Below are 25604 nucleotides of genomic sequence, written 5' to 3'. Positions count from 1 at the left end.
CACAGGGGAAAAGGGGCTATTCCCCGTTTTCCCTGATTTTTCAGTAACGGTTACATATCCAGAAAGCAGACGCGCAGGCGATGACCATCCGGATCAATAACTGAGAATGTATAACCAAAATCCAGCTCGACCGGGCTCTGGATAACCGTCGCGTGACGCTCCATACACCAGAGCGTATAGAAATGATCAACCTCAGCGCGCTCCTGCACCTTAAACACAATTTCGCCCGACGGCACCGGGGCGCGTTGATTCACCGCCGGCTCAACGGTATAGCAGGACCATAATCCGAGTTTGAAACCGTTATCCAGTACGAATAACGCGAACGTAGGCTGTTTCTCGACTGGCTCGCAGCCAAGCAGCGTGGAATAAAATTCAGCGCTTTTAAGGACGTTCTGAACATAAAGAATAGACATATCGGCCGTTAACATAATGCTCTCCTTTTGAGGTGAACCATGACAGTAACAGCCGGGCGTGACAGTTTTTGTCAGTAGGTTTTTGCCTGAGCAATGCCTTGCGCATTCTTCCACTCTTTCAGCAACTTAAAACGGGATTGCGGGCACGGCTGCGCGCTGACGGTCACCTGCTGCATGCGATCGATACGAAAATGCCGGAACGCCTGGCGCAGCTCGCACCAGCACGCCAGCACCCTCACCGCCTCGAAAAAACCGAGCGCTATCGGCCAGACCACACGCGAGGACGCCACGCCGTCTTTATCGGCATACACCAGCTCGAGCTTTCGGCGCTGATGAATGGCCTGACGAATATCCGCCAGAAACCGCAGGCTGCTGTCGCTTGCAGCCGGGGCGACCATCAGTGAAGGATAATGAATATGCTGTGCGAGGTTATCCGGCAGGATGGCGCGTATTTTCGCGACCGCATTGCGGGCCGCCGCTTCCAGTTGCGGGTCGGTATGGCGCATCACCCAGTGCAGGCCGAGCATCAGCGCATCGACCTCGTGAGTGTCAAACATCAACGGCGGCAGATGGTAATCGGACTGCAAAATGTACCCAATCCCCGCGCTGCCTTCGATCTCAACACCCTGCGTCTTCAGCGTATCAATATCACGGTAAACGCTGCGCACGCTAACGCCTAACCGCTCTGCAAGCGTCGCCGCGGTGACCGGGTAGCGATGAGACCGTAAAAGCTGCAGCAATTCCAGAAGCCGTTGTGTGCGGGTCATGTCGGTTCTCGGGTTACGTGCCTGTCGCAGGCGGAAATGTGATGACGTCAGTAGAGCAGATCGAGCGGCTCGGGGCTGCGCGTCAGCCTGAGTTTGCCATGCACATCGCGCGTAAAAAAGGCCTGGTAACGCACGTTTTTGTTGCCGCTGATGAGATTATCGAGTTCTGCGTCGGCCATGCGCAGCGAAGCAGTCTTAGCCCACTCAGGCAAGGCCGACAGCGTATAGGTAAACGTCACCTGGACGCCATCGTGCTGCGAGTGGATCTCGCTTATCGTGCCGACCCGCATTCTCCCGTAGCAAAAATCGTGATGACGGTGATATTCCGCGCGGCCCTGGTGGCTCAGCGTCCAGACTTTCTGGTGGCCTTCCTGATGCGTAACGACAAGCCCGGCATCGACCAGCGCCTCCATGCGGGCGTTCAGCCACGGCTCGGTCCCGGCGCGACTGGTCACAGGCCAGGTAGTTTCCCCAAGACAAAGCGGCCGTTCGTCCAGCGCCTGCTGAATAAGCGCACGGTATGGCTCGTCCTGCTGCGCGGCGCTGCTGACGCTGCTAAAAAACAGGGCCAGCGCCGCCCATGCTTTCACGAAAATTTATCCATGTTCAGCGTGCGGAACGCGTCGTCGATATCGTTAAAGGACGTGTCGGTGGTATACGCCCCGGCGGGTTGCCAGAAAAACGCGGAGACGCCTGGGTCCTGCGTGTTACTGGCTATCCGGTAGCGCGTGAATTTTACGGCGGTGGCATCGGTCAAATCAGTACTTTCTGATGCGTCGGCTACTTTCACCGCGCTGACCAGATAAAAAATATGGTTCGCCTGATAGAGTTCGTAACCGCTGATTTTGGTCGTTGAAGCAGAGAGACGGAAATCGCTCCAGGTAAAGCCCTCGCCGTCCGGCACCGGCACAATTAACCACGCGTGGTCTTTCTGGATATATATCGTCAGCGTGCTGCTGGGGTGCGAGGTATTATTATCGTACGTGGCGGATAAAAGCAGATCGGCGATGCCATCCTGATTCAGATCGAGCGTATTCGGGCCATCTTTCAGCGCAACAGGCGTTATCTGTTCAGCATGGACGCAGGCGCTTGTCAGCAGCAAAGCGAAAAACAGCGCGCTCAGTTTCATCTTAATCGTTCCCTTTAAAATAGATGATTATGGTTATTATCTGTTGCGGTGCGCTGGCTTGACCAGACCCGCGCACTACGATAACGGCTGCGAAAAATTAATCCAGCGCAACCGCTGCCGCTTTAATTGTTTAACGAGGCCGGGGCGGCGCGTTTATCGGTTATTAACGCCAGCAACGCGACCACGAGCGGCACCAGCGAACACCACAGCACCGCATTCCAGCCCACCAGGCTTAGCAGCGCGCCGGAAGAAAACGAGCCCACCATCATCACGCCAAACACCACAAAATCGTTCAACGACTGCACCTGCGTTTTCTCCTCCGGGCGGTGATAGTCAATGATTTGCGCCGACGCGCCGGTAAAGCCGAAGTTCCAGCCGATGCCAAGCAGGATCAATGACAGCCAGTAATGCCCGACCGCCGTGCCGGCCAGGCCCGCCGCGACCGAAAGTGCGGTGATCGCAAGCCCGGCGGCGGCGATGCGCGTCGCGCCGAAACGGGTGATAAGTTTGCCGGTAAAGAAACCAGGGGCGTACATCGCGATGACGTGCCACTGAATGCCCAGATTAGAATCGTGTGCCGACAGGCCGTGCATGTGCATGGAGAGCGGTGCGGCCGTCATCAGAAAATTCATCACCATATACGCCACCGCCCCGCTAAAGACGGTTCGGCTGAAGCCAGGCTGACGCACAATTTCGCGAAGCGGCCGTCCGCGCACCTGCTGCGCGTGCGCAACCGGCGCAGGCGCTTTCACGCCCCAGAGCACCAGCGCGGATACTACAGCTACCAGCGCCTGCGCGAGATACGTGACGGCAAAGGTGTACGGCGGCCAGAGATCCATCGTGCTGTTCAAAAGCGTCGGCCCGACAATGCCTGCCACCACACCGCCGCCCATGACCAGCGAGAGCGCGCGTGCGCGTCGCTCACGCGCGACGCCGTCCGTCGCCGCAAAACGAAATGACACCGCGACGGCGGCATACGCGCCGCTCATAAACCCGGCGAGGCAAAACAGCCAGAAAGAACTGAGCACCACAGCGAGCGCAGCTGTCAGGCCAGTCAGCACGCCGGTGCTGGTACCTGCGAGAAACGCCGCACGGCGTCCGTACCGGCGCGCCACCGCGCCAAAGGGGAGGATCAGCGCCGCCATTCCGACAACAAAAATGGTCAGCGGCAGGGTCGCCAGCGCCGGGTCTGGCGCGATGGTATCGCCGACAATCGCGCCGGTCGCGTAAAACACAACCGAGTTAGCGCCCGCCAGCGCCTGCGCCGTCGCCAGACGGACAATATTCTTATTCTGTTGCCCGACGGGCAGCGTCACTTCCGCACTCATTACAGCTCCTTTAATAATAAGCGCCGGGTAACGCGCTTCAGTGTGGCTAAATTATCAACCATACCTGTAAATTGATACTTTGTTTTTTTATATTCATCATTGAAATACTTGGGATATATGCCTTTTCAGCGCCACGCGCCGTCGCGTTCTGTCGTGCAGGCGTTATCACAATAACGACACAATCCACAGGAAATGCTTATGTTTTTGCAGACGACGCGTTTACTTCTTCGCCCGGTTTCAGCAACGGATGTAGACGATTTATTCCGTATTTATGGCGATCCGGCGACCAACGCCTTTAACCCTGCCGGCCCCTACCCGAACCGGCACCATGCAGAAGGGGTGATGGGCCGCTGGCTGGCGCACTGGCAGGCAAATGGTTTCGGCAACTGGCGCATCGCGCTGAGAGCGGCCCCCGAGGAGACGATTGGTTTCGGTGGCCTGAGCCTCAGCCGCTATGCGGGCACTGAGATGAATAATCTCGGGTATCGTTTTGCCACTCAGGCCTGGGGAAAGGGGCTTGCGACAGAGTTCGCACAGCGTGCGGTGCGCTACGGGTTTGAGATCCTGGAGCTTGGCGAGATATCCGCCGTAGTGCGCAGTAATCACCTGGCGTCGCGCAAAGTGTTGACCCACGCCGGATTGCAGTATGTGCGGGAAATTCATGACGTTAAAAACGCGCCGCCAAGCCTGCTGTATACGCTCACGCGTGACGGCTGGCGCGTCAGTTAACGTTACCCGGCGCTCTCCGTCGGGCTTTCCGTGCCGTTCAGCACGTTATCGAGATGCATCTCTTGCCCATGGCGGCGCAGATAAGCGGTCACCTCGCGCGCCCAGCCTTCACCGTTACCAAGAATGGCGCGACTGTGGGTTTCGGCATAGAGATAGCGCCGGTCCCAGAGGTTGATTAACGTCTGATTGACGCCATCAATATTGCAGCCGGGGTTTTTCGCCTGCTGCAATGCCAGCGCGCGGTTAACCCGCTCGCGTTGTTCTTCATTCGCCGGAAATTCGCGCTCGGCGAATTCGCTCAGCACCAGGAATGTCGGTGGAATGCCCTCTTCCATCGCCGCATGCAGACGATAATGGCCGTCCAGCACCACATAGGATGACAGCCCGGCGATATACCAGACCAGCACCGGTGGCAGCGCGCCCTCGCGGCATTTTTTACGCCACCATTTGAGCCGCCCGGCATCCGGATCGACCGGATAACGGCCCATCAGCAGATGACCGCCCCACCACCAGTCCACCAGCCGGACAAGCTCCGGGTCAGTGAGTGAGCGAAAATCTTCCCCATACAGCGACCAGTCGAGCCCCCCGTGGCCCGCGCTGGCAGGCGTTTTAAAGCGCCACTGGTCAATGGCAGGCGTCGCACTGAGAGCACGGGGCGCCTTCGTCTGCACGGGCAGCATCGGGCGCAGCAGCCAGTCGCGCGGCGCCAGCAGCGGCGTGGGCGCGTCCATCAACTGGCGCGCGAAATAGCGGCACCATTCGCCCGTCCAGGCGGCCTCGCCTTTGCGTTTAATGGCTTCGATATCCTCGGAGCGCACCGGCGGCAGCAGGTTTTGCTGATCGGGATGTTCGCGGTTGGTCACCAGCCAGACGCCGGAGTAATCCTTCAGGACCGCGCCCCAGAAGAGCGTCTCGCCGCGCAGCTGGAGCGCCATACGTCCGCGATTGCCGCTCAGCATCTCCAGCGCCAGACCGGCGGGCGTTTCGCCCTTTACGGTCAGCGCCAGCCCCAGCCAGGCGTCGTTGCGATCGTGTAAGTCTTTCCACCAGTAATGTGTCATGCAAGCTCCGTGCGTGTGTAATAACAGACAGTGTACGGCACAAGGACGTGAGGGCAAAACCGGCGTGCGGAGAGAAAGCAGCTGACCCGCGGCGTGCGCCGCGGGGAGCAGGAGGGATCAGAACACCGGCGTGCGTTTTTTCAGCGCCGCGCGGTGCGGGAACACCCACAGGCAGAGCAGGATCAGGCCAATCAGCGTGGCTGATGCGCCATAACGACTAAGCTCAAGACCGCCGTTCGCGACCGGTTTATCAAGGAAATCGCCTACCACCGCGCCAAGCGGCCGGGTGAGGATAAACGCGGCCCAGAACAGCACGGTGCGTGAGACCGTCGTAAAGCGGCTTGCGAGCCAGATTACCGCCAGCGCGCCGACGAACAACAGGATACCGCCGTCGTAACCGAAGCCTTCGCTGTCTGCCGTCCAGTCGCCAAGCGCCGTGCCGAGGGTCTGGGAGAACATGATAGTCACCCAGTAAAAGCTCTCGGTACGCACGTTATTCACCGAGTCCACCGCGATAGTGCCGCACGTCAACCGCCAGACCAGCAGCGAGATGACCAGCAGGCTGCTTAACAGCACCGTGCCGCCAAGATAGCCAATACCTAACGAGCGGTCAGCGAAATCCGCAAGCGTGGTGCCAACCGTGGTGGTGGCAATCACCGTGAACCAGTAGATCCACTTATTAAAGCTGCGATGGCGGATCTGCACGACCACCGCCGCGAGGAAGATTGCAGCGAAGATGAGCGTGCCGGTGAGATAACCGAGATCCATCGACATCGTGACCGCGTCGCCGCCAGTCTCACCGAGCGTCGTGGCGGCGATTTTCGTCAGCCAGAACGCGGCGGTGACGGCAGGAACTTTGCTGAGCGCGGAGGTAGAGTTTTGCATAGGGTGTGCTCCGGTACGGCCCGACAGGGGCAGGATCCAGAGTGAAGTTATAGGATTAATCTTAAGGAAGACTTAAGGACGGGAAGACTTTTTACGTTTGTGACAGGTGTCGCAAATGCGTCGCGATGCCCCACTGAATGACTTCGCACTGGCCGGGAGCAACGCTTAACCGCGCATAGCTCGCATTCGGCTGCGCATAGCGCGGGAAGTTATCGATATTGCCATCTTTGAGGAGCGCCAGCGCGCCCTGAAGGATATGCCCGTGCGTCACAACACAGCAGGTGGTGTGTGGGGTTGCGGCAAGATTATTGTGAATAAAAAACAGCAGACGCTGCGCGGCACCCGCGAGCGATTCCCCGCCGGGCGGTGTGAATGCGCCATCCGTCGAGAACAGCGCCTCTGCGCGGACAGGCTCGTCACGCTGCAACTGCACCCGCGACAGGCCTTCGTAATCCCCGAACGCCTGCTCCTGTACCAGCGGCTCAACAGAGAGCGGGCAGCCAAAATGGCTCGCGATGGCGTCCCCCATATGGCGCGCGCGGCCCGTAGGCGAAGCCCCGCGCCGAAGGCGCCAGAGCATGTCACGTCAAAAATAAAAAGAGGGAACAGGACATCGGAGCGTTTCAGAAGAGCTTCATGACACCGTCACTCTACCTGTGTACAGGCAGCGCGAACGGGCATTGCGGGTAACGAATAATACGATCCCGGCGTGGTGCCGGAATCGCTTTAGTTGTAACGAATAAGGATTGGGTTAGTCGTATGCGCTTAAGATAAACATTGCGCGGATTGCCACGAGGCCTTTACGACAGGTGAAACATTGGTTTGTTCAGAATGTCATAAGACCAAAACCGCACGAGAAAGATCGGTTTAACTGAAACATTTGAAAACATACAGAAACTAAAAGACATTTTACAGGTAGGCTTAAGCGATTAATATCGCTACGCTATTTGCTTTAACAGGAAAAGGAATATGGCCTGGACATATCACCAAGGCAGTGGGAAGTTATTTCGTAATGGTAAGTTGGTTGGCACTGGATACGCAGGAAAAAACGCACCATCACTTCAGGGAACGGCGGACATTGGCCCCCTCCCGAGAGGTAAATACACTATAGGCGCACCGTTTCACCATCAACATACTGGCAACTACTCTATGCGCCTCACACCGGCACCGAGCAATAATATGTATCACCGCTCTGGCTTCCTCATCCATGGTGACAGTACCGCCCATCCCGGAGAGGCTTCAAACGGATGCATCATAATGCCTTTGAACGTTCGTCATGCCATCTGGAGTAGTGGAGATCGTCAGCTGGAGGTTGTGCAGTGAAAAAGTTAATGATGGCTTTGATGGCCTGTTGCCCGCTGTCTGTACTGGCTGCCGCACCTGATTGTGCTTCATGGCCTATGAACATGGCACAGGTATGGCTGAAGAATGAGAAGATAGTAGACATTGCGCAGCTTGATACCGCTAAAACCACTAAGACGCTTCTCGCAGCTGAAAAGAAAAAAGACGGTATTTATACTGAGGTTTATCGCTTTATTTTCCATGACAAAACCGGGAAGAGCTATGAGCTCATCACTAAGAACGATGCTTCCGCGGAAGAATGCTCTGTTAGTGGTGTCAGTGTGTTCCTCGTGAGCAAAAGCGAACTAACTGAATAACAGAATAGTTTCTGAAAGCACAAACAAAGGCGGCCTCAGGTCGTCTTTTTTGTTTGCGCTAATGCTCTTGCTGGCTGCGCAAAGGTTCGACAGCGATGAGGCCTTGAATTTCGTCGCTTCTCGCAAAAATGCCTGGTACGCCCTGCGAATGGGCCGGAAAAAGCTTCGGCTGACGCTGGAGGACGGGCAAAAGTTTCGTTTCTGCGTTTCGTTTAGCTGGCTTCGCAAATCTGATGACCTTTACCGCTTGCAGGAGATTTACGTTGAGGTTCCCTGGAAGAACAGGAAATCACTTATCGCTGCCAGCCTGGGCATTTTCATGTTCTGCGCGGACGTGGAGCACGGTGCGTAAGTCCACTGCGGCGCCACGACAGAAAAACGGCGTTTAACATCTTTACTCCTTTACGCCTAATGGTGCAGGCACTTCCGGCGCTGCGTGAGCGCTTCTCAACGGTGTGCTGAACGGCAGCGGCGAGCTGCCAGTGTACAGGCGCGGGAACAGGCATTTTGGGTAAGAGCTGATAAGACGATCCCGGCCAGAACTGGCCGGGACTTTCTCTTTTTAAGATGGATATTATCTCAGGTAAGTATTTCAATATTGCGGATACATTTTTTAATGTTGTACATAATTAGCTTATTTGCTTCCTGAGCCAGTTTCAGTGTTTCATAGTCACCAGTTAATTGACCTATATCCAGTTGAGCCGGCTCGTTATAAGAGTCGTAAATAAATACTGATGGCACATTCCAGTGAAAATCCGTATCTAATGGAACGCTATCCATACCACGTTGTTTCATTTCACCAATTATGGTTACTACGGCCTTTTCTATCAAACTAAGAGCTACTCGCAAATTAACCCTTACCATTTCTGATTTCGGTTATATTTTTTCGGGAACATTACAATGTCGTTCTCGAGATAGCGAACTCTTCCATCGATAATTCCCTGCCTTACCGTATCGTTTGGTGCGTTCTTAAGATGCCCTATATTATCAAACGCATCAGGATTACGTTTACAGGCAGCTAATTTATCCTAATGAGCTTTTATATGCTCTTCCAGGGACTTAATAGACCTTCTATTTGAGGTGCTAAATTCTTTATCACGAGCATTTTGTTCATCCGGTGGTCCTCAGCCGCCTGGAGTTCCCGAACCAGTTTCTCCTAACTCTGCTTTCTCTGCATCATGGGTATGGTTTTTTATGTTATTACCTTTGATGCCGTGATAGTGGAAAGGTTGAACTTGTTATTAAATACGATGTATGCATAGTGATATACATTGATTCATTTTTTAACCCTGCCGACATTTTTAAGTAAAGCTAATTTACTCAAAGTGTTATGTTAAAAAACACGCTATATTTATTGTGAACATAACGCACTATGCCGCATATCCGAGCGTGATAAAAATGACTTTAGCCTGTGATTTCATAAAGTATATCAGGCGGCCCCAGATACAATTCGAAGTCCGCCTGGATCACATCATATAACTCACAAAGTTTAATTTTTTTAATCGTTTCAATCTGGGAGCATTCGGTTAAGGCAACCAACATCTTTTTCGCATTAGTAATACTGAATATATCAGACAGCACATCTAAAAGTATATTTAAACGCGCCTTTCCTTCCACAGGCAAACCTATATCAGCGTCAGGAGAGTAATCCAGATAGTCTATTAAATAGCTTGCATTTGGATAATGAGGCCTGTCACTTATTAAAAATACATAACAATCTTTTGTAGGTATAAGCTTATTTGGAAAATTATATAGCTCTTCTTTTTTTATCTTAGTTATACCTATTTGCTGTAATTTCGCATAATCGTTTAAATTACGTAACCCCTCGGCATCCAAAGGAGGCCACAAATAACCACAAATATCATTTGACATATTCACCTTCTATTTCTCAGAGGTCCGCTTACCAATACTTTTACCGTTTAGATCACGTTCACGGTAATACTTACCTATAGTTGACGATTGGCGTTATACTCCACTTTATGCCATGGGGAGGTACTTTTCCCTGGAATCATACCCTAAAATTCCATGGGTCCTCTGTTGCCCATAATCTTCACGAGAGAACATATTACCTCTGTCATCATAACAGGTGATACTTTTTGTACCTTCAGCTTTTAATACTTCATAGACTGAGTCAGGAGTCGACGTTTTGGGTGCCTTACCTGACGACACCACCATGTGTTCAGTAGAAATCCTATTGTTGCAGGATTGAGATTATTATTCCCTGCCTGCTTTTCAACCAGTGCATTCCAGCAGGCGAACACTCTGGCACAACCCTGTACGACCAGTTTCCCTCCCTGAACTACTGTTCCCGGCGTATTATTCTCAACCCTGGCGGCGTTTACACCACTGCCGATACCGGTGCTGTTCCCTGCGGCCATGATACCGCCCGCCGCGCCCGGTGCTGCAACGAGGTTAGCAATGACCGTTTTTTCATCCGGAAAGAGTTCTTCTGGCTTTTTATTATAAAACGCCACAGATAGCCTTTCCGAACCTGACGCGGCAACAAATCCTCCGGCTGCACCTGCGGCGGCATTTCCTCCCTGGGCTTTTACCAATACGGCAGAAGCGAGCAATACGTGCAGGTTCACTGCCGTTAGCGAAGCTTTTAATCAGACCAGCCACACAGGGCGCAGCAGTACAACGGCGATCTGCCGGTGTACAAGCGCGGGATCGGGAATTTTGGGTAAATTTAACGTCTAAAAACAAGAAGATCCCCGCGTGAAAACCGGGATCATTGATGACTAATCGTCGTAACGGAAATCTATAGTGAGCTTCATTTTGTCCACATCCAGGGCCACCTCACATCCATGCCATGCAGGGCGGCCATTGGTCAGATTGTTTTCAATATAGTAATGACGGAGTTTCACGAGGCAATCCATCAACTCACTGTCGGTCTTTGCACTTTCGGGAGTAAACCAGTTCTTCTTTTCCGCATTATCAATGTAATCAAATGAAAATTTAACATGATCACTTTCTGGAGACAACTCTGCATCTAATAATACAGTTTTTGCATTATCTGGAGCCGCGCTATAAAGGGAGCGCCCAATACACAAGTACAATTCATTTTCAGCAGACATAATTACTTCCCACCTGGAGCATTCTGGAACGTTTCTCTTATAGGCTTATTGTTACCGATCTGATATTGAATAGTAAATTTATCCGGCCTCACACTACTATCATAATAAACTGAGTCTACCCTGACTTTCACCAAAAGTAAGTATCTTTCTCGAGGCCAAAGCCGAAGGTTCTGTTCAGGAATTCTAACGCAAGAAGATTGGAAGCAGTGAATTACATCAAGTTAAGTCGCCTGAAGAGTAAAGCATCGCTTTAAGAAGTGCCCAGCACCCATGCCTTATGGCAAGAAGTTTCATGTAAGTCCTGAATATCGATGTTTAAATGACAGACAAACATCAAGACTTCTTCTCCATGAAATGCAGGCTACATGATGAAACGTTGATTACAAATTATCATCTCTAAATATATCCTCCCACGTTATACCATCACTGCTTCTTGGCTCATATGGTTTGTTCAGGTCTATCGAATGCCACTTCCCACCATCTTCAACCATCAGTTCTTCTACATCCAGACAGTGGTTTTCATCGTCATCAATAAAAACATGGCCTCTCACTCTGGCGTAATGAAATAATCTTGACGAACCGCCGCAGTACAAACTAACACTATTCTCAAGATTATCACTGAGTCCTTTATTTTTGACTTTCAAAAAAGGAGCTTTTAAATAGTTATTTCCGTAATCTTTATCTATCAGACTCAGATCACCGTCTGAATGATAAATAAGATATCCATCAAGATATACCTCATTATCATTAGCAAAATTATCTAATATCTCTTTTACGGTCATCATTCCAGAATAACCTCATTAAAATTCATACGATTATCTAAAAAATTCGCGCGCCCCCGGCAGGCCCATTAAATGGATCACAGATCATATAATAATCTACCCCATCATTTTTTTCATTGAGTCAACCACGATAAAATTGCCATCTTTACCAGTATCAATGTTTACAATAGTGGTGCGCCCTTGTGATGCATAATCTCTAAGTTGATTGGGTAATAATGTATTCGCTGGCTTATTCAAAGCTCCATTTTCCGTATACATTCCATTTTCCCGTTGGACATTGAAAAAAATTAAATCTGTATCCTGGATAAAAGACACCAGACGCGGCGCTCGCGACAGGCCTTCATAATCGCCTAACGACTGTTCCTATACCAGCGGCTCAACTGAGAGTGGGCGGCCAAAATGGCTCGCGATGGCGTCACCAATATGGCGCACGGCCCGCAGGCGAGGTGTACACCATGTCAACCAAGGGGAAAGCGTGCGCCAGAGCTGTCAGGAGCGCCGTGGTTTCCTGCAAGCCACGCGCCGTCAGCGCGCTGTCCTGATGCCCCTGGATGAGTCCGCCGCGGTTCCACGTTGTTTCAGCGTGGCAAATAAATAAGGATAAGGTGCATGGGTTGGAGATTTAATCAAAACATCATATCGAAATATTTTTGCAAACCTTATCAAAATAACTCAATGTCTGTATAACCATAACCGTGTAGAATAAAAAAATATTTTTAATCTCATTTTATTTTTTTAAGAAATGAATTTCCCCATATGGATACATGGGTTGCAAAAGAAAGTCGTTATTGTAAATATATATTTTAGGGCATAAAGCTAAGACATCATCCGCGTTTGCAGCGATAAGAGATAGGGTTGTTTCAAAAATAGGGACATCTACGTCATCCGCAAAAACAAAAACTTTATCATCCTTTACGAGGCCACTTTTCAAAAGCTCCTGGAAGTCATTGTAACACGTATAGTTTTTGATACCCCAATCAATATACCCATTGATGGCCCCATGCTCATATAAGATTTTGATTGCCATTTCCTCATCATTACCAGTAACGATGGTAAAGTTAGGCTTCAATACTTCCGCACACTCTTCGAATAAGGTCATATCAATTACCTGTTCAGTTGCTTAACTATATTTACGAACGTTTCTTCATTACCTTCAAATGGTATAACTTTTTTTTCTGCCTTTCCAATGCCTTTACCTTTAGTATAATTCCATATATTAATATGCACCCCTTTTTGTGGGTCATAATCAACTCGCCAGCCTATTTTTTTGTCATTAGATTGCCGACCAATAACTTTACTATATCTCGCGCTAATTTCCATTCGCCCGATAACTGGTAAAGAATCCGCCCCCAATCCTCCAACGATATCAATAGCTTTATTACGTACTCTCTCCCAATTTTTTCCGGAGGAAGAATTTTTTCAATTTTACCAGTCTCATTGATTCCAGACTGTTTGTTGCCTCCATTAGTTCCTTTGGATAGATTTACAGGCGATTAAACCCCAATGAGCATCTTTTTATGCTACAGGAGAAAATTAATAGCTATATAGCTGCTGTAGAGAGTGGCGAGGTTAACACTCTTTTTCAAGAGTCTCGAGGGGAAAATATTGTCATTAAAATATATTTCCAGCATCATATTCCTATGGAATGTACCGATTTTTTAGGCAAGGTAATTGAAGTGAAGTACTCTCATCGACTCATATTCAGTTACAATATGAAGAGAGCGAATAATTACAAAGTCTCGGTTTAGTTGCTCTTCACTATGGTAATCCCAGCATTCATCAGTACCGTATAAAAAACTGCCACAAAAAATACATTATTCTTCATAATGATAGACAATTGATTTAAATCAGGCTTTACTTTTTCATGACGTTAGCTTTTGAATCAAAAATATCATAATAAAGGTAAGTATCCTTTTGCCCGGATTAAAGCCTAAATATTTTGCTTGCCTCTATAATTAGCCTAGAGAAATTTATGCTCAATAATTCTTTAACAAACAGACTTAGCGATATGCTCATTACTCCCTCTTCGACTTCGAATTGATTACCGTATAAGATGTGATAGTGGCGACATTTTTTCTGTTACAACGATTTGAGTGATAATTTATATTGCTGTGTGGTTTTTTAATGGCGCGATTGATTAATCAGCAGATCGCTTCCCACCATCCGCATCATGTAATACAGCCGAGCCGAGGACTTCACGTGTTTACGTCAATCGGCAGAAGATGAAGTTATTGCTGGAATGGTTTCCGGGGACGCTGAATGACAACGGCGATGTGTCGGTATAGAAGCACGGGAACGGGTATTTTGGATAATCCTGACAATTAAAAAGAAGATACCGGTATGGCGACGGAGATCTTGAATCTTATTTTTTATTTTCAGGATTAATATATAAATACCTATTATCTATTTCTAAATTTAACGCATTTGCAATATTGATAACTTGATCGTACTCATCTTTTGTTATAATTACATCATAGTCAGAAATATGATCACATAGTGTTTCAAATGCTAATATACTTTCTGAGTGCTTTATATACTCTAAATCAAAATCAACGATCGAGGAATCTATTCTATTCCTCAACCCTTCACCTAACATTTTAATTCTATTATTAATGCTCATCTTGTATATCCTTTATTTCATCGGCTTTGATGTAGACGGTACTAATCCAGCATCTGGGAATGCTGTAATAACCTTACCATTAGCTGATTCTTATACAAGCCAGACAAGCACATTATCACGAGTTTCCCCTGCAACCCATCTGGACGGGATCTTTTTGTTACTTCATAAGAACTATTAATTTTTTATTCAACTGATTTTAATGAAACAGCCATTTCTAAAGCGATTTGATTATATTTTTGACCAAAGTTAAGCATTGCCTCTGGTTTAAGCTCATCAAGAGCATAGACAATACTTGCCCTATGCCCCCTTTTAAAAAAATTCAAGTCTTCATCTTGATTAGTATAAATACCAACAGATTGGATGGTTCCATCATCAAGTAATAAATCGATAGTATTATTAAAATCAGAAGGGTCCTGCCCTGCTACATACGCTTTTTTTATCACCCCAGACAGTGATAGCAACGGCATTTTACCTTGATTGATACTATCCCACCATTCTTGTGATCCAAAAAGACCATAGGTTCCATTCAATCCAACATAAGGCCTTGATTTATCCAATGTTAAAGCTTGGGTCAAGGAAACATATTCAGGATCAGCTTTTAACTCTTCAGAAAGAAGGTATACCAGTTTCATGGGTGTTTTTGTGTTTTCTAAGTTGAGTAGCATAATTTTTTCCTTTTATTGTACCTTTTCAAAATGGACAATATTTTTATTAAAAATTTCCATTCCTTGACCTTGACCAAGCTGAGTTGTCATCTGCCCACCTTCAATCTTAAATCGGGTATTTGTTTCCATCCACTTTCCTGTCTGAGTCGACATGTTAGGTAATTCTTTTGCTGCCGCAGAATTTGCTGCAATGCCTACCTTTTCAAGCCCTGAGAATGGCCAGGCTTAACAACTATTTTTACAGTCACTCCATCATATTTTGATGAATATCCTAATACTGGAGAAACAGAGGTTTCGGTTGTGGCTGGCATTACACCTGTATTTAAAAATTTCTCATCTTGTTTTTGCGACATAGTGCGATAAAAAATTTCATTTCCGTGAGCATCATATTGTTGTACTGGATTTAGTGGATTTTTAGACTGAGTTACAGGTACACCTCTTATTTGTTTTCCTGCCTGAGTCGCTCCCTTTCCAGCATTCTTGGCCGCATTAGGCGCCAAAGCCTCCGCTTTCGCAGCTGTTGCTTCTAATCGCCCCGCAATCGCTTCGCCCAGCTTACCGCCTCGAGGCTCCCCTTTTACCACACCCTGCTTTTTTAAGGATGTCTCATTAATGCCTTTATTAATTAAAGACTTACTACCTACAAACCTACTACCATTGCCTGTTGCATATCCATCAGTATCAATCAACCAAAATTATTTAATGGGTTTACAGGGATAACTTTTATTATCCGATTACCATTCCTCCGGCTGCACCTGCGGCGGCATTTCCTCCCTGCGCTTTTACCAATACGGCAGAAGCGAGCGTATGCAAAGCTATAGGTGCAGGTTCACTGCCGTTGGCGACGCTTTTCTTTTACTCAGACCTGCAACACAGGGCGCAGCATCAGCAGCCATCCTCCCGGATTCCCGTTAAGGGTAGAGTTGAGCCGAGGGCTTAAGCGTGGTTCCCGTCAGTAAAAGAAAACGAAACAGTGCATCGGGGCGTTTCCGGGCGCACTGAACGACACCAGCGATGTACCGGTGATCAAGCGCAGGGACGAACGTTTTGCCTGATGACTGATAGCACAATCCCGGCGCTAAGACCGGGATTTTCCCAACTAATTAATAATGCTGGGGTTATCAATAGCATTTTTTAAGACATCACGGGCATTCTTTTTAGCCTTACCTTTTCCCTGTATCGTTTTCATATAATCGTCTACTGAAATAATTTCATTTTTAACTATTGTGTTATCTATTTTTGACAAGTCGAACTCAATAACATGCTTACCGTTAACGAGATAAGCATAAATATCCACACCCTGATCTATTGCTTGATATAAAAAACAAGCCGAATCAACCACACCAAACTCTTTTTTAAAAAAAGGAATGATGTAAAATGCCTCTAATTTATTAAAATCAGACAACATTTCATCCACTGACTTATCTGTTTCCATATTACATCCCTCCCGGAGTGGCCGTTATCAAATTACCTTTTTTATCGGTTAAGATCGTCATAGTATTTGTCGGCTTACCCCCACTGAATTTATCAATACCAATATTCTTATCAAAAATAATAACACGCTCATAAAGTGTTTCTTGCTGACCAGTCGCTTTATTGATTGATGCATGAGTATTGCTAACGCGGCGAGTGGATAGCGCAGGCGGAATTTATCGGTGGGATGCCGCTAAAAATACGGGTGTTGCCGGATTGTATCGTCATTACTACCCAGAACACCCGCGAGCTGTACGGCTGCGCCGAGGGTTTAAGTGTCGTTCCTACCAACCGCAGGAAGATGGAACAGTGGATTGAGGCCTTTCCGGGCGCTTAACGACACCGGCGATCTGCCAGTGTACAGGCGCGGGGACGGGCATTTTGGGTAAGGGCTGATAGTAAAGATCCCGGCTCGGTGGCCGGGATCAGTTCAGGCCAGTAGATCTAATTTTGTTTCATTCAAAACACATATAAATTCTTCTAAGGGAAATTTCATTTCTATAGATTCTGGTAATAATCGACTATCAGTAAAAAACTCAACTTCAACCGCATTAGCACCTTTATCTTTATTAAGCTGACAGAGTATTTGCCCCTTATAAGATATCTCCGCTGTCAGTTCTTCGTACCGAGAGTCGCTAAAAAAATCCACACTAAAATCACTTTTCATACATGTTATCTCTTCGGAGCCAGGAAGCCTGAGAATGAGCCATCAGAGTTACAGCGAACACCTCTGCCATCAGGTAATCGATATTCCACACCTCCTCTTGAAAGATCTGTTCTAACAGTTCCCTTATCGTTCAATACCTCATTTACGAAGTTACCAGCCGCTTCATTTTTCTGAGCCGTGTTTCCTTTCAAAGGATCAAATACCCCCCAGGTCTTCCTGCATGTTTTTCCCATGCACGCGCCGCTGCGGATAATCCCTGATTGTTAATTGGTTGATTAGCGGAAGAAGTAAGATTTTCCTTTTTGAATCTATCATCAAAATTACTAGATTGAGTTTGTTTATCCCGTCCATTCTCCTCATCCTGCGGTTCCGAGCCTCCCGGCGTGCCTGAACCCGCGCCGCCTAACTCAGCCTTCTCCGCATCCGTCAGGTTTTTACCCATGTTCGGTACAGATTCGTTACCGGAACCATATTTATCCTGAAGCGAGCTGAGATATTTATCGGTGATCTCATCATTTCCCATCATTTCTAGAATAACCAGATGTTCCAGCTCGTCGGACGTCATCCTGCCTGCCACATCCTTGATGGCTGCTCCTGCCAGACCTGCGATGCCCGCTTTAGCGCCTATCTCCAGCAACAGCTCTGCAACCTTCGTCCGGCACGGTGCCGCAACTGCGCACCCTCTGGCTATCAAGCTTAAATAGTTATTCTCAACCCTGGCGGCGTTTGCACCACTGCCGATACCGATGCTGTTCGCTGCGGCCATGCTACCGCCCGCCGCGCCCGGTGCTGCAACGAGGTTAGCAATGACCGTTTTTTCATTCGGTCGATTTAAACAGCTCTCAACTCTGACTCAAAATAGCGGCGTGATGATTTCTTCCCATCTATAGCCAAATAATATATTGGCTCAAGATTCTTGCTATGCCAATCAATCCCAACAACAACACCAAATTTGTTCGATGCTGAGCCAACGATATTTACCCTATCACCAACACGGAATAAAACAGGGCTAATTATTTCATATAACTCAGGCTTTACTTCAAAAACAATATCTCCATATTCTAATGTTATATATGGGGCTTTCTCCGCCGTACAAGAAAAAACCTTTCCATACGGCGACAACCTCTTAACAACATCAATGTATCCAGGGTTAATAAGCTGCTCACCATGTTCAGGAAACCAAGGATACAGCCCGTTTGTTCCTTTATATTCAATTTTTGTCATAGGGTTTATATCCCTGAAAATCTTTACTAAAGTATTGGCTCGGTACTTTACTAAATGCATCTTTTACAACACCTATAGAACCAGCCCCCGGTTTAAAATGTCCTGATGCATTATCTACAGAATATATTTTACCACCTCTGATTTCTACAATTCCCGCACCTATTACCTGAGGATCTTTCCCTCCAATAAGAGTTGGATGTGGCATTCTTTGTCCTGATCGAGTTCCTATAATTATGTTACCTGTCTTATCAACAACATACATAAATTGACCATTCATATTTTTCGTTCCAACTCGCCCCGTCTCAGATAATAAACCCGATAGATTCTGTGCAGTAGGCTTTTTAATATAACTACCATTAATTAATACACCTGCTGCTTTATCTGCGGCTTGAGTCGCCGGATCAACAGACCATTTGGTTGGTATTGTTGCTTTGCTTCCCGCAATCGCCTCGGCCAGCTTACCGCCTATCGTCTGACCTCCGGCGATAATTAATACCCCCGAACCCGACTCGACCAGCTTCCAGCCTTTCTTATCGAGCAGGCTTCCCAACCCATGCCCATGCAGTCTATCGCGTTGTTAAATACCTCAACGCCCATACCATCTTTATAGGCGTTAACGGCATCTGTACCGATTTCCGCCGTCAGCGCATCAAATCCCGTCGCGTTTGCTATATCATTCAACTGATTGTCGACACAGGCTTTATTTCCGGCCTTCATACAATCGCTGAACTCGTCGATATTCTTATTAGAAGTTTCGACCATCTCCTTCATGACGTCGGCCCGGCAACCACCATCATTGCCGCAATCGGCCAGTTTCTTCGCGAACGTTTCCGGCTCTTTGCCACTCAGATAGTTATTCTCAACCTCAACCCTGGCGGCGTTTGCACCACTGCTGATACCGGTGCTGTTCCCTGCGGCCATGCTACCGCCCGCCGCGCACAGTGCTGCAACGAGGTTAACAATGACCGTTTTTTCATCCGGAGAGAGTTCTTCTGGCTTTTTATTATAAACGCCAGAGACAGCGCAGCAGAACCTGACGCGGCAACAAATCCTCCGGCAGCATTTCCTCCCTGCGCTTTTACCAATACGGCAGAAGCGAGCGTATGCAGAGCGATACGTGCAGGTTCACTGCCGTTGGCGACGCTTTTCTTTTACTCAGACCTGCAACACAGGGCGCAGCATCAGCAGCCATCCTCCCGGATTCCCGTTAAGGGTAGAATTGGGTCGAGGGCTTAAGCCTGCCTCTCGTCAGTAAAAGAAAACGAAACAGTGGATCGGGGCGTTTCCGGGCGCGCTGGTACACCGGCGATCTGCCGGTGTACCAGCGCGGGAACGGGCATTTTGGGTAAGGGCTGATAGCAACAACGATACCAGCCAGAACATGCTGGTCGGGATTCGGGCTACATCTGTAATTTCCAAAAATTCATGCCATCAATTAACCAATATTGTTCTTTATCCGGAACAAGCAGGCCAAAGTTATTGTTTGCCTGAGTTTCCCATCCTGAAGGAACAGAACTTTCATGGTTTCTATCCCAATCCGTATGGCGAAAGATTTTTTTATCAAAATTAATATAAAACTTAGGCAATCTCATTCTCCAACTGTCCCACTTATCTGACACTGGTTCATTTAGATTAGATAAGAACCTTTCGATGTAATCATAAAATCCCGCAAACTCATTATTTCTTCTATTAAAAACAAAAAAATGATTCCATCCAGTCAGCAGAACGAATTATCACGTTATTTCTATTGATGTAATCTGAATAAGTCTCTTTTGTTAATAGGGGGACACCATTCCTGAAAGCATTAACTGCATCATCGTATAGAACTTCATTCAACCATCCTTTAGTTATATAATTTTTATATTCCATTCTGACATCAATGCAGTAATTATCCTTAGTATCAATTACGTAATGATGCTTGCCATCAATGACAAAAATAGCGATTTCCTTCTCACCATTAAAAATGGCATCAATGTTTTCCAGATAATCATTTTCCCAATTCATTCATAAACTCCTCTTTAGTTAAACATCGAGATGTTGATGAATTCTGCTCAACCAGTCTACCCTGTACCTCTGCTAATTCTAAAGATAAACCTGTATCCCTTGCCCAGGAATAATATTACCATTAATTATCAAATTAAAAATACCGCTGGGAGAACATAGCATATCTATTTTCCTGTCTGTATAGAAATTTAATACGAACCACCCATAATTATTACCGCCCGCTTCCTGCTTACGTAGCTATGAATTTTTTATCGTCCGTAACTAAAACCTGATCAGTGATCTGGCCCCATGTTATCTGGAAAATCGATGTGTTACACTGCCTTTATTCATTCAATAATGTGAATATGGCTATTTTTTTCATCAAAGACGTGATGCTTCAATGATATGTTTATTGCCACTTACTTGTTATTATCTTCGTATACAAAAGAGCGCAGGACTCATTAACATCCGCAGCTTCCGAAGAGACTTTCAAATCAAGAATGTCGCTTATTTTTGCCTTATCATTTTTCGTTACCGATAATATACCACTCGTATCAATAAGATAATCACTCATGGAAAATTCAGCTACCGCGATCAATATTGAAAGGAACATTAAAAACTTACCGCAGTGAGGGTCAAAATTAATTTCGGTAATCGAAAACTCGTTTAGTTGCTCTTCACTATGGTACTGCCAGTGTTCATCAGGCCCATATAAAAAATACCCACCACTTAAAAAGATATTATTCTCAATGACACTGTACACTTGAGTTACATCAGGTTTTACTTTTTTTATAACGTTGCCTTTTGCATCATAAACACCAAAATCAAGGTAAGTATCCTTTTGCCCGGATAAAATCCTAAATATTTTACTTGCTTCTATAATTAGCTCAGAAACATCTATATTTAATGATTCTTTAAAAAATAGACTTAGCGATATGCTCATTACTGCCTCTCAGGCTTTGAATTTATTATCGTACAAAATGTGATAGTGATTAAATTTTTCTTTGTAACAACGATTTGATTGATAATTTATATTTCTGTTTATTTTATTACGGGCGCGATTTATTAATCAGCAGATCGCTTCCCACCACCAGCATCAGGTAATACAGCCGCGCCGAGAATATAGCGTGTTTTACATCAACCGGCAGAAGGTGAAGCTGTGGCTGGAATGGGTGCCGGTGCGCTGAATGACAACGGCGATCTGCCGGTGTATAAGCGCGGGGATGGGCGTTTTGGGTAAATTTAACGTCGAAAAACACGAAGATCCCGGTGTGAGAACCGGGCTCATTGATGACTAATCGTCGTAACGGAAATCTATACTGAGCTTCATTTTATCCACATCCAGCGTCACCTCACATCCATGCCATGCAGGGCGGCCATTGGTCAGGTTGTTTTCAATATAATAGTTGCGAAGTTCTACTAGATAATGAAGGATGTCCGTATTCGCTCTTCCACCTGCCGTTACCCAATGAATTTTATCATTATCATCAAGATAATCATATTGATACTCACAATGATCATTTTCCGGTGACAATTCTGCGCGCATAATGATCTTCTTAGCTTTGTCGGGAGCAATGCTATATAAAACAGTACCGATATCTTTATAAATCTCTTGATCATTCCTCATCATTTCCCTCCCGGTGCATTAATAAAGGTTCTTTCTATTGGTTGACCACCATTGATAGAGTAGCTGACGTTAAAGCTTTCAGGGCGGCCACCGATTTCAGAATAAACTGGATCTATTTTAACTTTCACCTGTTTACCCTCCTTCAGGGCAATAGCCCACGTATTTTCCATTTGTTTCCAGGCTCCCTTATTCAGATTGCCATTCATTGGAACTATATTAAGCTTCTCACCCAACCCACCAAAAATGCTGGCTATCAGGTGCCCACCTTCATCCCCTGAAACCCCACATTTACCAGCTTTGCACTGCTGGTATTTATTACGGTCTTTCGTCAATAATGAAAGATCGGCTTCAACAGACGCTACCCGACCATGGTTATCGGTCACATAAGTTTTATTACCATCGACTTTATACGTTTTATTTGGCAGGGGATTGTTCAGCTCTTTACTCTAGTTTCCCTTACGGCCAGATACAGCAATGATTTCATTATCGGCCTTATAAATGAATTTGATTGCTTCGTCAAGATTTCCTTTTACTAAAGCCTTCTTTGCAGCCTTGAGTGCTCCGGCTGCAACCCGTTCTCCCGGAATAAGGGAAGCAGCAGCTTCCAGATAATCAAGAGCGCTTTCAGCTTCAGCGACACTTTTTACCGTGCCGATACCAGGAATAAAATCCGCAGTAAATGAAGAGATTTCATTCAGTTCTTTCCTGCGATAATCATAAAACTTAACGGTACAAGCTTCCGCGCTTATACCAGCGCAGTTCTCCTGACTGAACTTCTCTTCATCTATTTTTAACTGTTTTTTAAATTTATCTATCTGCGATTCACGGCTGACTAGCTGATCGTGAAGATCGCCCACAGAATTATTCTCAACCTCAACCCTGGCGGCGTTTGCACCACTGCCGATACCGGTGCTGTTCCCTGCGGCCATGCTACCGCCCGCCGCGCCCAGTGCTGCAACGAGGTTAACAATGACCGTTTTTTCATCCGGAGAGAGTTCTTCTGGCTTTTTATTATAAAACGCCAGAGACAGCGCAGCAGAACCTGACGCGGCAACAAATCCTCCGGCAGCACCTGCGGCGGCATTTCCTCCCTGCGCTTTTACCAATACGGCAGAAGCGAGCGTATGCAGAGCGATACGTGCAGGTTCACTGCCGTTGGCGACGCTTTTAATCAGACCTGCAACATAGGGCGCAGCACCAGCAGCCATTCCTCCCTTAACATTACCCCCCAGCGCGCCAGCCAGCAGGCCGGTGATAGCAGAGCCATTACGCCAGAAGTCGCTCCCCACGCCATATTGTTTATCTACTTCTTTGTACTGATCGGACTGTGCAATTTTGTCATTGATTTGCGCGTCCGTCAGGCCGTCCAGTTCGCCCCTGGCCTGCATCGCTGCACGGATCTTGTCTTTACCGGCCTCAAGCTGGCTCTGTCGCCATGCATCCAGTGCCTGTGTACCAAGTGCTGATGCCTGATTCTGGATATCCAGCTTGTCCTGGATACTGGCTTTATCGAAATTGTTTTCGAGTGCCTTATGAGCATGTGCAGTATCGCGACTCAGTTCAGCAACATCCTGCGTTTGCTTATCTTTATCACGAATGATGACAGCGCCCTGAGAGACAGCACTGTGCGTAATATTGCTGTCATTGTCAGAAACACTGGCAAGGGAAGTGCCTGGTAAACCTGACGATGTCGGTTTTAACTTATCGCTGGCATCCTTGGTCATACCGCCAGAGACACTGACGGCGAATTGGTTTCCTGAGGTTTGTGATTTGTTGTGGATATCATTCCAGCCGAGGGTACCGGTATCGAGCCGGTTTTTAGTAGTATCAGCATCTGATGCAATCACGGCACCATTAAGCTGTGTATGTTCTCCCACATGGACATCAAACCCGCCAGTACCAGCAAAGATCCCGCTCTGTTCAATAACTGATTTGAAGTCGTGCGTTATTTTACCACCTGCAGCGTTTGCACTTCCCTGCACAAAATTACCAGCACAAATAGGAGGCACGCAGACACTGACGCTAACGCCGCCTGAGCTTGTTTTACTGTCATACTGGTTTTTGTCCTGCTGGCTACTGATAAGGAGATCGCGCCCAATATCGGCCTTAACGCTTTCACCACGCAGTTCAGCACCCTGCAGTGTGGCGTCTCGTCCTGTATGGACAGTAAGCGTATCCTCAGCCGTCACCACACTGTTGTGATGCGTAAGGCTATTACCTTTGTCCTTGTTGGAATAAGAACTCGCACCAGCTTCAATAGTGATCCCATTTTGAGAACCGCCTAATGAGAAGCCTGCACCAAGCGAGGCCTGACTGCCGCCAGAGTGGTTTTTAAGCTGCTCCATATCCTGGGCAGTTGAAAGCGTAATATCTCGCCCGGCATTTAGATTAACGTTTTTGCCTGTAATGTTGACGCCAGCGCCTTCAATGTCTTTCTTAGCCGTAATGGCAACGTTTTCACCTGCTTTAATACGACTACCTTGTTGGGCCTGGCTGTGATAATCCTGCTCTTGCTTAGATGAGCCGACAGTGGCACTTACGTTCACTTTGAATGCTGAAGGATTCATATCCGACAGCACCGTTTGTGAGGCGGTGCTTAAACCCGCCTGAGCTGCATAAATAGCGGAAAGACGAGGATCGCGTTTGTCTTCGACGGAACGGGCAGCATTCTCAACCGCCTGAGCCGCCGCAACAGCCCAACCGGAAACCGATGCCGTTACGCCATATTGCGTATTTGAGGATTCATTATGCGTTTTAAGCGTATCCTCACTGACATCAAGCCGAACATTTTCACCACTGAGCGTTACTGATTTTCCTGCACTGATATCAGCGCCATCGATCGCTACATCTTTGCCAGCCTGAAGCGTAACGTTACCATCCCGGCTAGCCAGCTGGCTGCGCAGCGTACTTTGCTGATTGCGATCCAGTTGAGAAGCATATTTGTTGTTGCTCCAGCCTACTGTGCCGCTGTACCCATCCCCGCCAAGCGTACCGATTTTAGTCTGACTGCCACTGCTTTCCTGAACGACATGATTATTGCCCGTACCAACAGTAATATCGCCATTTTTTGACGACAGAATAAGATCATTGATCGCGGCCAGTGAGCTACCCGAAACATTGACATGACCATCTTTGCTATCGATGTAAATATCTTTGGCCGTTATCTGGCTGCCAGTCTGAGCGGTAGTTTCATTATTCTCTTTGCTGTTATTTTTTCCAAAGCCAAATGGCAGAATACTACTGCCGTTATTAGGCCCACCACTTACAGCGCGAATAGCAGAACCAATAGTTGGCGCAGCGTCTGTAATACTCCAGCTTTTGCTGCTGGATTTACTACTGCTTATCTGGTGATCGGTTGATGTCGTAATATCAACGTTACGATTTGCATCAATAATTGCCGCTTCTTTTGCGCCAATTTTACTGCCACTGATGACAATATCGCCCTGACCTTTCTTACCATTGGCCGTCAATTGCACGTTTCCAGCCGACGTCAGGGTATTGCCGACGGAATATTCC

General features: G+C 47.4%; 36 protein-coding genes and 3 pseudogenes. 6 read left to right on the top strand and 33 right to left on the bottom strand.

Features of this window, described 5'->3' with window-relative positions; genetic code table 11:
- Positions 1–50 precede the first annotated feature (50 nt).
- From AFK62_RS20215 to AFK62_RS20195, 5 genes are all read right to left on the bottom strand, one after another.
- Positions 51–428 carry a VOC family protein gene (locus AFK62_RS20215; RefSeq protein ID WP_007670483.1) on the bottom strand — a complete coding sequence of 126 codons (378 nt, stop codon included), beginning with the start codon at positions 426–428 and terminating at the stop codon, positions 51–53.
- Positions 429–484: 56 nt separating this feature from the next.
- On the bottom strand, positions 485–1180 hold the full coding sequence (locus AFK62_RS20210; protein ID WP_007670481.1) for a helix-turn-helix transcriptional regulator: 696 nt from the start codon (positions 1178–1180) through the stop codon (positions 485–487).
- A gap of 47 nt (positions 1181–1227) precedes the next feature.
- Positions 1228–1770, bottom strand: coding sequence for a hypothetical protein (locus AFK62_RS20205; protein WP_007670479.1), 543 nt, complete (start codon positions 1768–1770; stop codon positions 1228–1230).
- Positions 1767–2309, bottom strand: coding sequence for a carbapenem self-resistance protein CarG family protein (locus AFK62_RS20200; RefSeq protein WP_053532131.1), 543 nt, complete (start codon positions 2307–2309; stop codon positions 1767–1769). Before AFK62_RS20200 ends, AFK62_RS20205 begins: the two co-directional genes overlap by 4 nt.
- Before the next feature lie 122 nt (positions 2310–2431).
- On the bottom strand, positions 2432–3637 hold the full coding sequence (locus AFK62_RS20195; protein ID WP_007670465.1) for an MFS transporter: 1206 nt from the start codon (positions 3635–3637) through the stop codon (positions 2432–2434).
- 198 nt (positions 3638–3835) lie between these two features.
- Between AFK62_RS20195 and AFK62_RS20190 the strand changes: the two genes are divergently transcribed.
- Positions 3836–4366 carry a GNAT family N-acetyltransferase gene (locus AFK62_RS20190; RefSeq protein WP_007670461.1) on the top strand — a complete coding sequence of 177 codons (531 nt, stop codon included), beginning with the start codon at positions 3836–3838 and terminating at the stop codon, positions 4364–4366.
- Positions 4367–4368: 2 nt separating this feature from the next.
- Here the strand turns inward: AFK62_RS20190 and AFK62_RS20185 are convergent, their stop codons facing one another.
- The 3 genes from AFK62_RS20185 to AFK62_RS20175 form a co-directional block, all read right to left on the bottom strand.
- A complete protein-coding gene (locus AFK62_RS20185; RefSeq protein WP_007670460.1) occupies positions 4369–5427 on the bottom strand; it encodes a ParB/Srx family N-terminal domain-containing protein in 1059 nt (352 codons plus the stop codon).
- Between the two features lie 117 nt (positions 5428–5544).
- Positions 5545–6312, bottom strand: a complete 768-nt coding sequence (locus AFK62_RS20180; RefSeq protein WP_007670458.1) for a COG4705 family protein — start codon at positions 6310–6312, stop codon at positions 5545–5547.
- Positions 6313–6403: 91 nt separating this feature from the next.
- The gene (locus tag AFK62_RS20175; RefSeq protein ID WP_007670456.1) at positions 6404–6841 is read right to left on the bottom strand and encodes a histidine phosphatase family protein; all 438 of its coding nucleotides are present in this window, start codon (positions 6839–6841) and stop codon (positions 6404–6406) included.
- 440 nt (positions 6842–7281) lie between these two features.
- Here AFK62_RS20175 and AFK62_RS20170 point away from each other — a divergent pair, with 440 nt between their 5' ends.
- From AFK62_RS20170 to AFK62_RS20160, 3 genes are read left to right on the top strand one after another with little or no spacing between them, the layout of a single operon-like run.
- Entirely contained in the window at positions 7282–7635 is a 354-nt protein-coding gene (locus AFK62_RS20170) for a tlde1 domain-containing protein (protein ID WP_032984294.1), read from the top strand.
- The gene (locus AFK62_RS20165) at positions 7632–7970 is read left to right on the top strand and encodes a Hint domain-containing protein (protein WP_032984293.1); all 339 of its coding nucleotides are present in this window, start codon (positions 7632–7634) and stop codon (positions 7968–7970) included. The genes AFK62_RS20170 and AFK62_RS20165 overlap by 4 nt, the downstream gene beginning before the upstream one ends.
- A 49-nt stretch (positions 7971–8019) precedes the next feature.
- Positions 8020–8322: a hypothetical protein gene (locus AFK62_RS20160; protein WP_226991884.1), complete on the top strand. Its 303-nt coding sequence runs from the start codon at positions 8020–8022 to the stop codon at positions 8320–8322.
- 227 nt (positions 8323–8549) lie between these two features.
- On the opposite strand, the gene AFK62_RS20155 is transcribed toward AFK62_RS20160, so the two are convergent.
- From AFK62_RS20155 to AFK62_RS23110, 9 genes and pseudogenes are all read right to left on the bottom strand, one after another.
- Complete coding sequence (locus AFK62_RS20155) at positions 8550–8834, bottom strand: hypothetical protein (RefSeq protein ID WP_071884439.1); 285 nt, start codon at positions 8832–8834, stop codon at positions 8550–8552.
- Between the two features lie 540 nt (positions 8835–9374).
- Positions 9375–9842 carry a hypothetical protein gene (locus AFK62_RS22410; protein WP_032984291.1) on the bottom strand — a complete coding sequence of 156 codons (468 nt, stop codon included), beginning with the start codon at positions 9840–9842 and terminating at the stop codon, positions 9375–9377.
- 239 nt (positions 9843–10081) lie between these two features.
- On the bottom strand, positions 10082–10558 hold the full coding sequence (locus AFK62_RS20150) for a hypothetical protein (RefSeq protein ID WP_129232646.1): 477 nt from the start codon (positions 10556–10558) through the stop codon (positions 10082–10084).
- Between the two features lie 153 nt (positions 10559–10711).
- Entirely contained in the window at positions 10712–11047 is a 336-nt protein-coding gene (locus AFK62_RS20145; RefSeq protein WP_007670432.1) for a hypothetical protein, read from the bottom strand.
- Between the two features lie 380 nt (positions 11048–11427).
- A complete protein-coding gene (locus AFK62_RS20140) occupies positions 11428–11832 on the bottom strand; it encodes a hypothetical protein (protein WP_050555014.1) in 405 nt (134 codons plus the stop codon).
- 93 nt (positions 11833–11925) lie between these two features.
- Positions 11926–12087: a hypothetical protein gene (locus AFK62_RS22490; RefSeq protein ID WP_007670430.1), complete on the bottom strand. Its 162-nt coding sequence runs from the start codon at positions 12085–12087 to the stop codon at positions 11926–11928.
- Between the two features lie 157 nt (positions 12088–12244).
- A complete protein-coding gene (locus AFK62_RS22965; protein WP_235509482.1) occupies positions 12245–12382 on the bottom strand; it encodes a histidine phosphatase family protein in 138 nt (45 codons plus the stop codon).
- Between the two features lie 174 nt (positions 12383–12556).
- Positions 12557–12928: a CDI toxin immunity protein gene (locus tag AFK62_RS20135; protein WP_032984288.1), complete on the bottom strand. Its 372-nt coding sequence runs from the start codon at positions 12926–12928 to the stop codon at positions 12557–12559.
- 5 nt (positions 12929–12933) lie between these two features.
- Positions 12934–13262: pseudogene (locus tag AFK62_RS23110) on the bottom strand (hypothetical protein); the annotation flags it as partial.
- Between the two features lie 84 nt (positions 13263–13346).
- Here AFK62_RS23110 and AFK62_RS23105 point away from each other — a divergent pair.
- The gene (locus AFK62_RS23105; RefSeq protein WP_050555013.1) at positions 13347–13577 is read left to right on the top strand and encodes a DUF6572 domain-containing protein; all 231 of its coding nucleotides are present in this window, start codon (positions 13347–13349) and stop codon (positions 13575–13577) included.
- A 614-nt stretch (positions 13578–14191) separates the two neighbouring features.
- Here the strand turns inward: AFK62_RS23105 and AFK62_RS20120 are convergent.
- The 4 genes from AFK62_RS20120 to AFK62_RS20110 all read right to left on the bottom strand — a co-directional run bounded on the left by AFK62_RS20120 (position 14192) and on the right by AFK62_RS20110 (position 16549).
- Positions 14192–14449, bottom strand: a complete 258-nt coding sequence (locus AFK62_RS20120; RefSeq protein WP_032984285.1) for a MafI family immunity protein — start codon at positions 14447–14449, stop codon at positions 14192–14194.
- Positions 14450–14631: 182 nt separating this feature from the next.
- A complete protein-coding gene (locus AFK62_RS20115) occupies positions 14632–15114 on the bottom strand; it encodes a hypothetical protein (RefSeq protein ID WP_053532129.1) in 483 nt (160 codons plus the stop codon).
- 194 nt (positions 15115–15308) lie between these two features.
- Positions 15309–15803: a hypothetical protein gene (locus AFK62_RS22960; RefSeq protein WP_226991943.1), complete on the bottom strand. Its 495-nt coding sequence runs from the start codon at positions 15801–15803 to the stop codon at positions 15309–15311.
- Between the two features lie 410 nt (positions 15804–16213).
- A complete protein-coding gene (locus AFK62_RS20110; protein ID WP_007669648.1) occupies positions 16214–16549 on the bottom strand; it encodes a hypothetical protein in 336 nt (111 codons plus the stop codon).
- A gap of 225 nt (positions 16550–16774) precedes the next feature.
- Between AFK62_RS20110 and AFK62_RS23100 the strand changes: the two genes are divergently transcribed.
- Positions 16775–16924, top strand: coding sequence for a hypothetical protein (locus AFK62_RS23100; protein WP_007669645.1), 150 nt, complete (start codon positions 16775–16777; stop codon positions 16922–16924).
- Between the two features lie 93 nt (positions 16925–17017).
- On the opposite strand, the gene AFK62_RS20100 is transcribed toward AFK62_RS23100, so the two are convergent.
- The 12 genes and pseudogenes from AFK62_RS20100 to AFK62_RS23155 all read right to left on the bottom strand — a co-directional run.
- Complete coding sequence (locus AFK62_RS20100; RefSeq protein WP_032984231.1) at positions 17018–17254, bottom strand: hypothetical protein; 237 nt, start codon at positions 17252–17254, stop codon at positions 17018–17020.
- A 382-nt stretch (positions 17255–17636) separates the two neighbouring features.
- Positions 17637–17969, bottom strand: a pseudogene (locus tag AFK62_RS23095) (VENN motif pre-toxin domain-containing protein); the annotation flags it as partial.
- A 116-nt stretch (positions 17970–18085) separates the two neighbouring features.
- The gene (locus tag AFK62_RS20090) at positions 18086–18478 is read right to left on the bottom strand and encodes a DUF6960 family protein (protein ID WP_032984229.1); all 393 of its coding nucleotides are present in this window, start codon (positions 18476–18478) and stop codon (positions 18086–18088) included.
- Positions 18465–19028 (bottom strand): hypothetical protein, encoded by a 564-nt coding sequence (locus tag AFK62_RS22390; protein WP_129232651.1) that lies wholly within the window; start codon positions 19026–19028, stop codon positions 18465–18467. Before AFK62_RS22390 ends, AFK62_RS20090 begins: the two co-directional genes overlap by 14 nt.
- The gene (locus AFK62_RS20085; RefSeq protein WP_235509481.1) at positions 18968–19420 is read right to left on the bottom strand and encodes a VENN motif pre-toxin domain-containing protein; all 453 of its coding nucleotides are present in this window, start codon (positions 19418–19420) and stop codon (positions 18968–18970) included. Before AFK62_RS20085 ends, AFK62_RS22390 begins: the two co-directional genes overlap by 61 nt.
- A 458-nt stretch (positions 19421–19878) precedes the next feature.
- A complete protein-coding gene (locus tag AFK62_RS22385; protein ID WP_129232650.1) occupies positions 19879–20097 on the bottom strand; it encodes a hypothetical protein in 219 nt (72 codons plus the stop codon).
- Positions 20098–20167: 70 nt separating this feature from the next.
- Positions 20168–20482 (bottom strand): hypothetical protein, encoded by a 315-nt coding sequence (locus AFK62_RS21975; protein ID WP_050555039.1) that lies wholly within the window; start codon positions 20480–20482, stop codon positions 20168–20170.
- A 388-nt stretch (positions 20483–20870) separates the two neighbouring features.
- Entirely contained in the window at positions 20871–21404 is a 534-nt protein-coding gene (locus AFK62_RS20075) for a hypothetical protein (protein ID WP_032984521.1), read from the bottom strand.
- A 351-nt stretch (positions 21405–21755) separates the two neighbouring features.
- Positions 21756–22088 (bottom strand): hypothetical protein, encoded by a 333-nt coding sequence (locus AFK62_RS20065; RefSeq protein WP_007675013.1) that lies wholly within the window; start codon positions 22086–22088, stop codon positions 21756–21758.
- Entirely contained in the window at positions 22088–22471 is a 384-nt protein-coding gene (locus AFK62_RS20060) for a DNA/RNA non-specific endonuclease (protein WP_007675016.1), read from the bottom strand. The genes AFK62_RS20065 and AFK62_RS20060 overlap by 1 nt, the downstream gene beginning before the upstream one ends.
- A 63-nt stretch (positions 22472–22534) precedes the next feature.
- On the bottom strand, positions 22535–23296 hold the full coding sequence (locus AFK62_RS23160; protein WP_456064304.1) for a VENN motif pre-toxin domain-containing protein: 762 nt from the start codon (positions 23294–23296) through the stop codon (positions 22535–22537).
- 885 nt (positions 23297–24181) lie between these two features.
- A pseudogene (locus AFK62_RS23155) lies at positions 24182–25588 on the bottom strand (hemagglutinin repeat-containing protein); the annotation flags it as partial.
- Positions 25589–25604 lie beyond the last annotated feature (16 nt).

The sequence above is a fragment of the Cronobacter condimenti 1330 genome (assembly GCF_001277255.1).
In the GTDB taxonomy this organism is placed as follows: Bacteria; Pseudomonadota; Gammaproteobacteria; order Enterobacterales; family Enterobacteriaceae; genus Cronobacter; species Cronobacter condimenti.
The sequence above is the reverse complement of the archived record's forward strand: the minus strand, read 5'-3'. Positions and strand labels throughout refer to the sequence as shown.

Bases quoted from the DNA above. Each gene is read 5' to 3' on its own strand.
- AFK62_RS21975 (WP_050555039.1), bottom strand. From the start codon at position 20,482: ATGAATTGGGAAAATGATTATCTGGAAAACATTGATGCCATTTTTAAT.
- AFK62_RS20210 (WP_007670481.1), bottom strand. From the start codon at position 1,180: ATGACCCGCACACAACGGCTTCTGGAATTGCTGCAGCTTTTACGGTCT.
- AFK62_RS22410 (WP_032984291.1), bottom strand. From the start codon at position 9,842: ATGTCAAATGATATTTGTGGTTATTTGTGGCCTCCTTTGGATGCCGAG.
- AFK62_RS20145 (WP_007670432.1), bottom strand. From the start codon at position 11,047: ATGTCTGCTGAAAATGAATTGTACTTGTGTATTGGGCGCTCCCTTTAT.
- AFK62_RS20185 (WP_007670460.1), bottom strand. From the start codon at position 5,427: ATGACACATTACTGGTGGAAAGACTTACACGATCGCAACGACGCCTGG.
- AFK62_RS20155 (WP_071884439.1), bottom strand. From the start codon at position 8,834: ATGGTAAGGGTTAATTTGCGAGTAGCTCTTAGTTTGATAGAAAAGGCC.
- AFK62_RS20215 (WP_007670483.1), bottom strand. From the start codon at position 428: ATGTTAACGGCCGATATGTCTATTCTTTATGTTCAGAACGTCCTTAAA.
- AFK62_RS20135 (WP_032984288.1), bottom strand. From the start codon at position 12,928: ATGACCTTATTCGAAGAGTGTGCGGAAGTATTGAAGCCTAACTTTACC.
- AFK62_RS20175 (WP_007670456.1), bottom strand. From the start codon at position 6,841: ATGGGGGACGCCATCGCGAGCCATTTTGGCTGCCCGCTCTCTGTTGAG.
- AFK62_RS20200 (WP_053532131.1), bottom strand. From the start codon at position 2,309: ATGAAACTGAGCGCGCTGTTTTTCGCTTTGCTGCTGACAAGCGCCTGC.
- AFK62_RS20170 (WP_032984294.1), top strand. From the start codon at position 7,282: ATGGCCTGGACATATCACCAAGGCAGTGGGAAGTTATTTCGTAATGGT.
- AFK62_RS20075 (WP_032984521.1), bottom strand. From the start codon at position 21,404: ATGAGCATATCGCTAAGTCTATTTTTTAAAGAATCATTAAATATAGAT.
- AFK62_RS20100 (WP_032984231.1), bottom strand. From the start codon at position 17,254: ATGAAAAGTGATTTTAGTGTGGATTTTTTTAGCGACTCTCGGTACGAA.
- AFK62_RS20140 (WP_050555014.1), bottom strand. From the start codon at position 11,832: ATGATGACCGTAAAAGAGATATTAGATAATTTTGCTAATGATAATGAG.
- AFK62_RS20115 (WP_053532129.1), bottom strand. From the start codon at position 15,114: ATGCTACTCAACTTAGAAAACACAAAAACACCCATGAAACTGGTATAC.
- AFK62_RS20195 (WP_007670465.1), bottom strand. From the start codon at position 3,637: ATGAGTGCGGAAGTGACGCTGCCCGTCGGGCAACAGAATAAGAATATT.
- AFK62_RS22490 (WP_007670430.1), bottom strand. From the start codon at position 12,087: ATGTATACGGAAAATGGAGCTTTGAATAAGCCAGCGAATACATTATTA.
- AFK62_RS23100 (WP_007669645.1), top strand. From the start codon at position 16,775: ATGCCGCTAAAAATACGGGTGTTGCCGGATTGTATCGTCATTACTACC.
- AFK62_RS23105 (WP_050555013.1), top strand. From the start codon at position 13,347: ATGCTACAGGAGAAAATTAATAGCTATATAGCTGCTGTAGAGAGTGGC.
- AFK62_RS20120 (WP_032984285.1), bottom strand. From the start codon at position 14,449: ATGAGCATTAATAATAGAATTAAAATGTTAGGTGAAGGGTTGAGGAAT.
- AFK62_RS20110 (WP_007669648.1), bottom strand. From the start codon at position 16,549: ATGGAAACAGATAAGTCAGTGGATGAAATGTTGTCTGATTTTAATAAA.
- AFK62_RS20190 (WP_007670461.1), top strand. From the start codon at position 3,836: ATGTTTTTGCAGACGACGCGTTTACTTCTTCGCCCGGTTTCAGCAACG.
- AFK62_RS20090 (WP_032984229.1), bottom strand. From the start codon at position 18,478: ATGACAAAAATTGAATATAAAGGAACAAACGGGCTGTATCCTTGGTTT.
- AFK62_RS20180 (WP_007670458.1), bottom strand. From the start codon at position 6,312: ATGCAAAACTCTACCTCCGCGCTCAGCAAAGTTCCTGCCGTCACCGCC.
- AFK62_RS20065 (WP_007675013.1), bottom strand. From the start codon at position 22,088: ATGAGGAATGATCAAGAGATTTATAAAGATATCGGTACTGTTTTATAT.
- AFK62_RS23160 (WP_456064304.1), bottom strand. From the start codon at position 23,296: ATGGCTGCTGGTGCTGCGCCCTATGTTGCAGGTCTGATTAAAAGCGTC.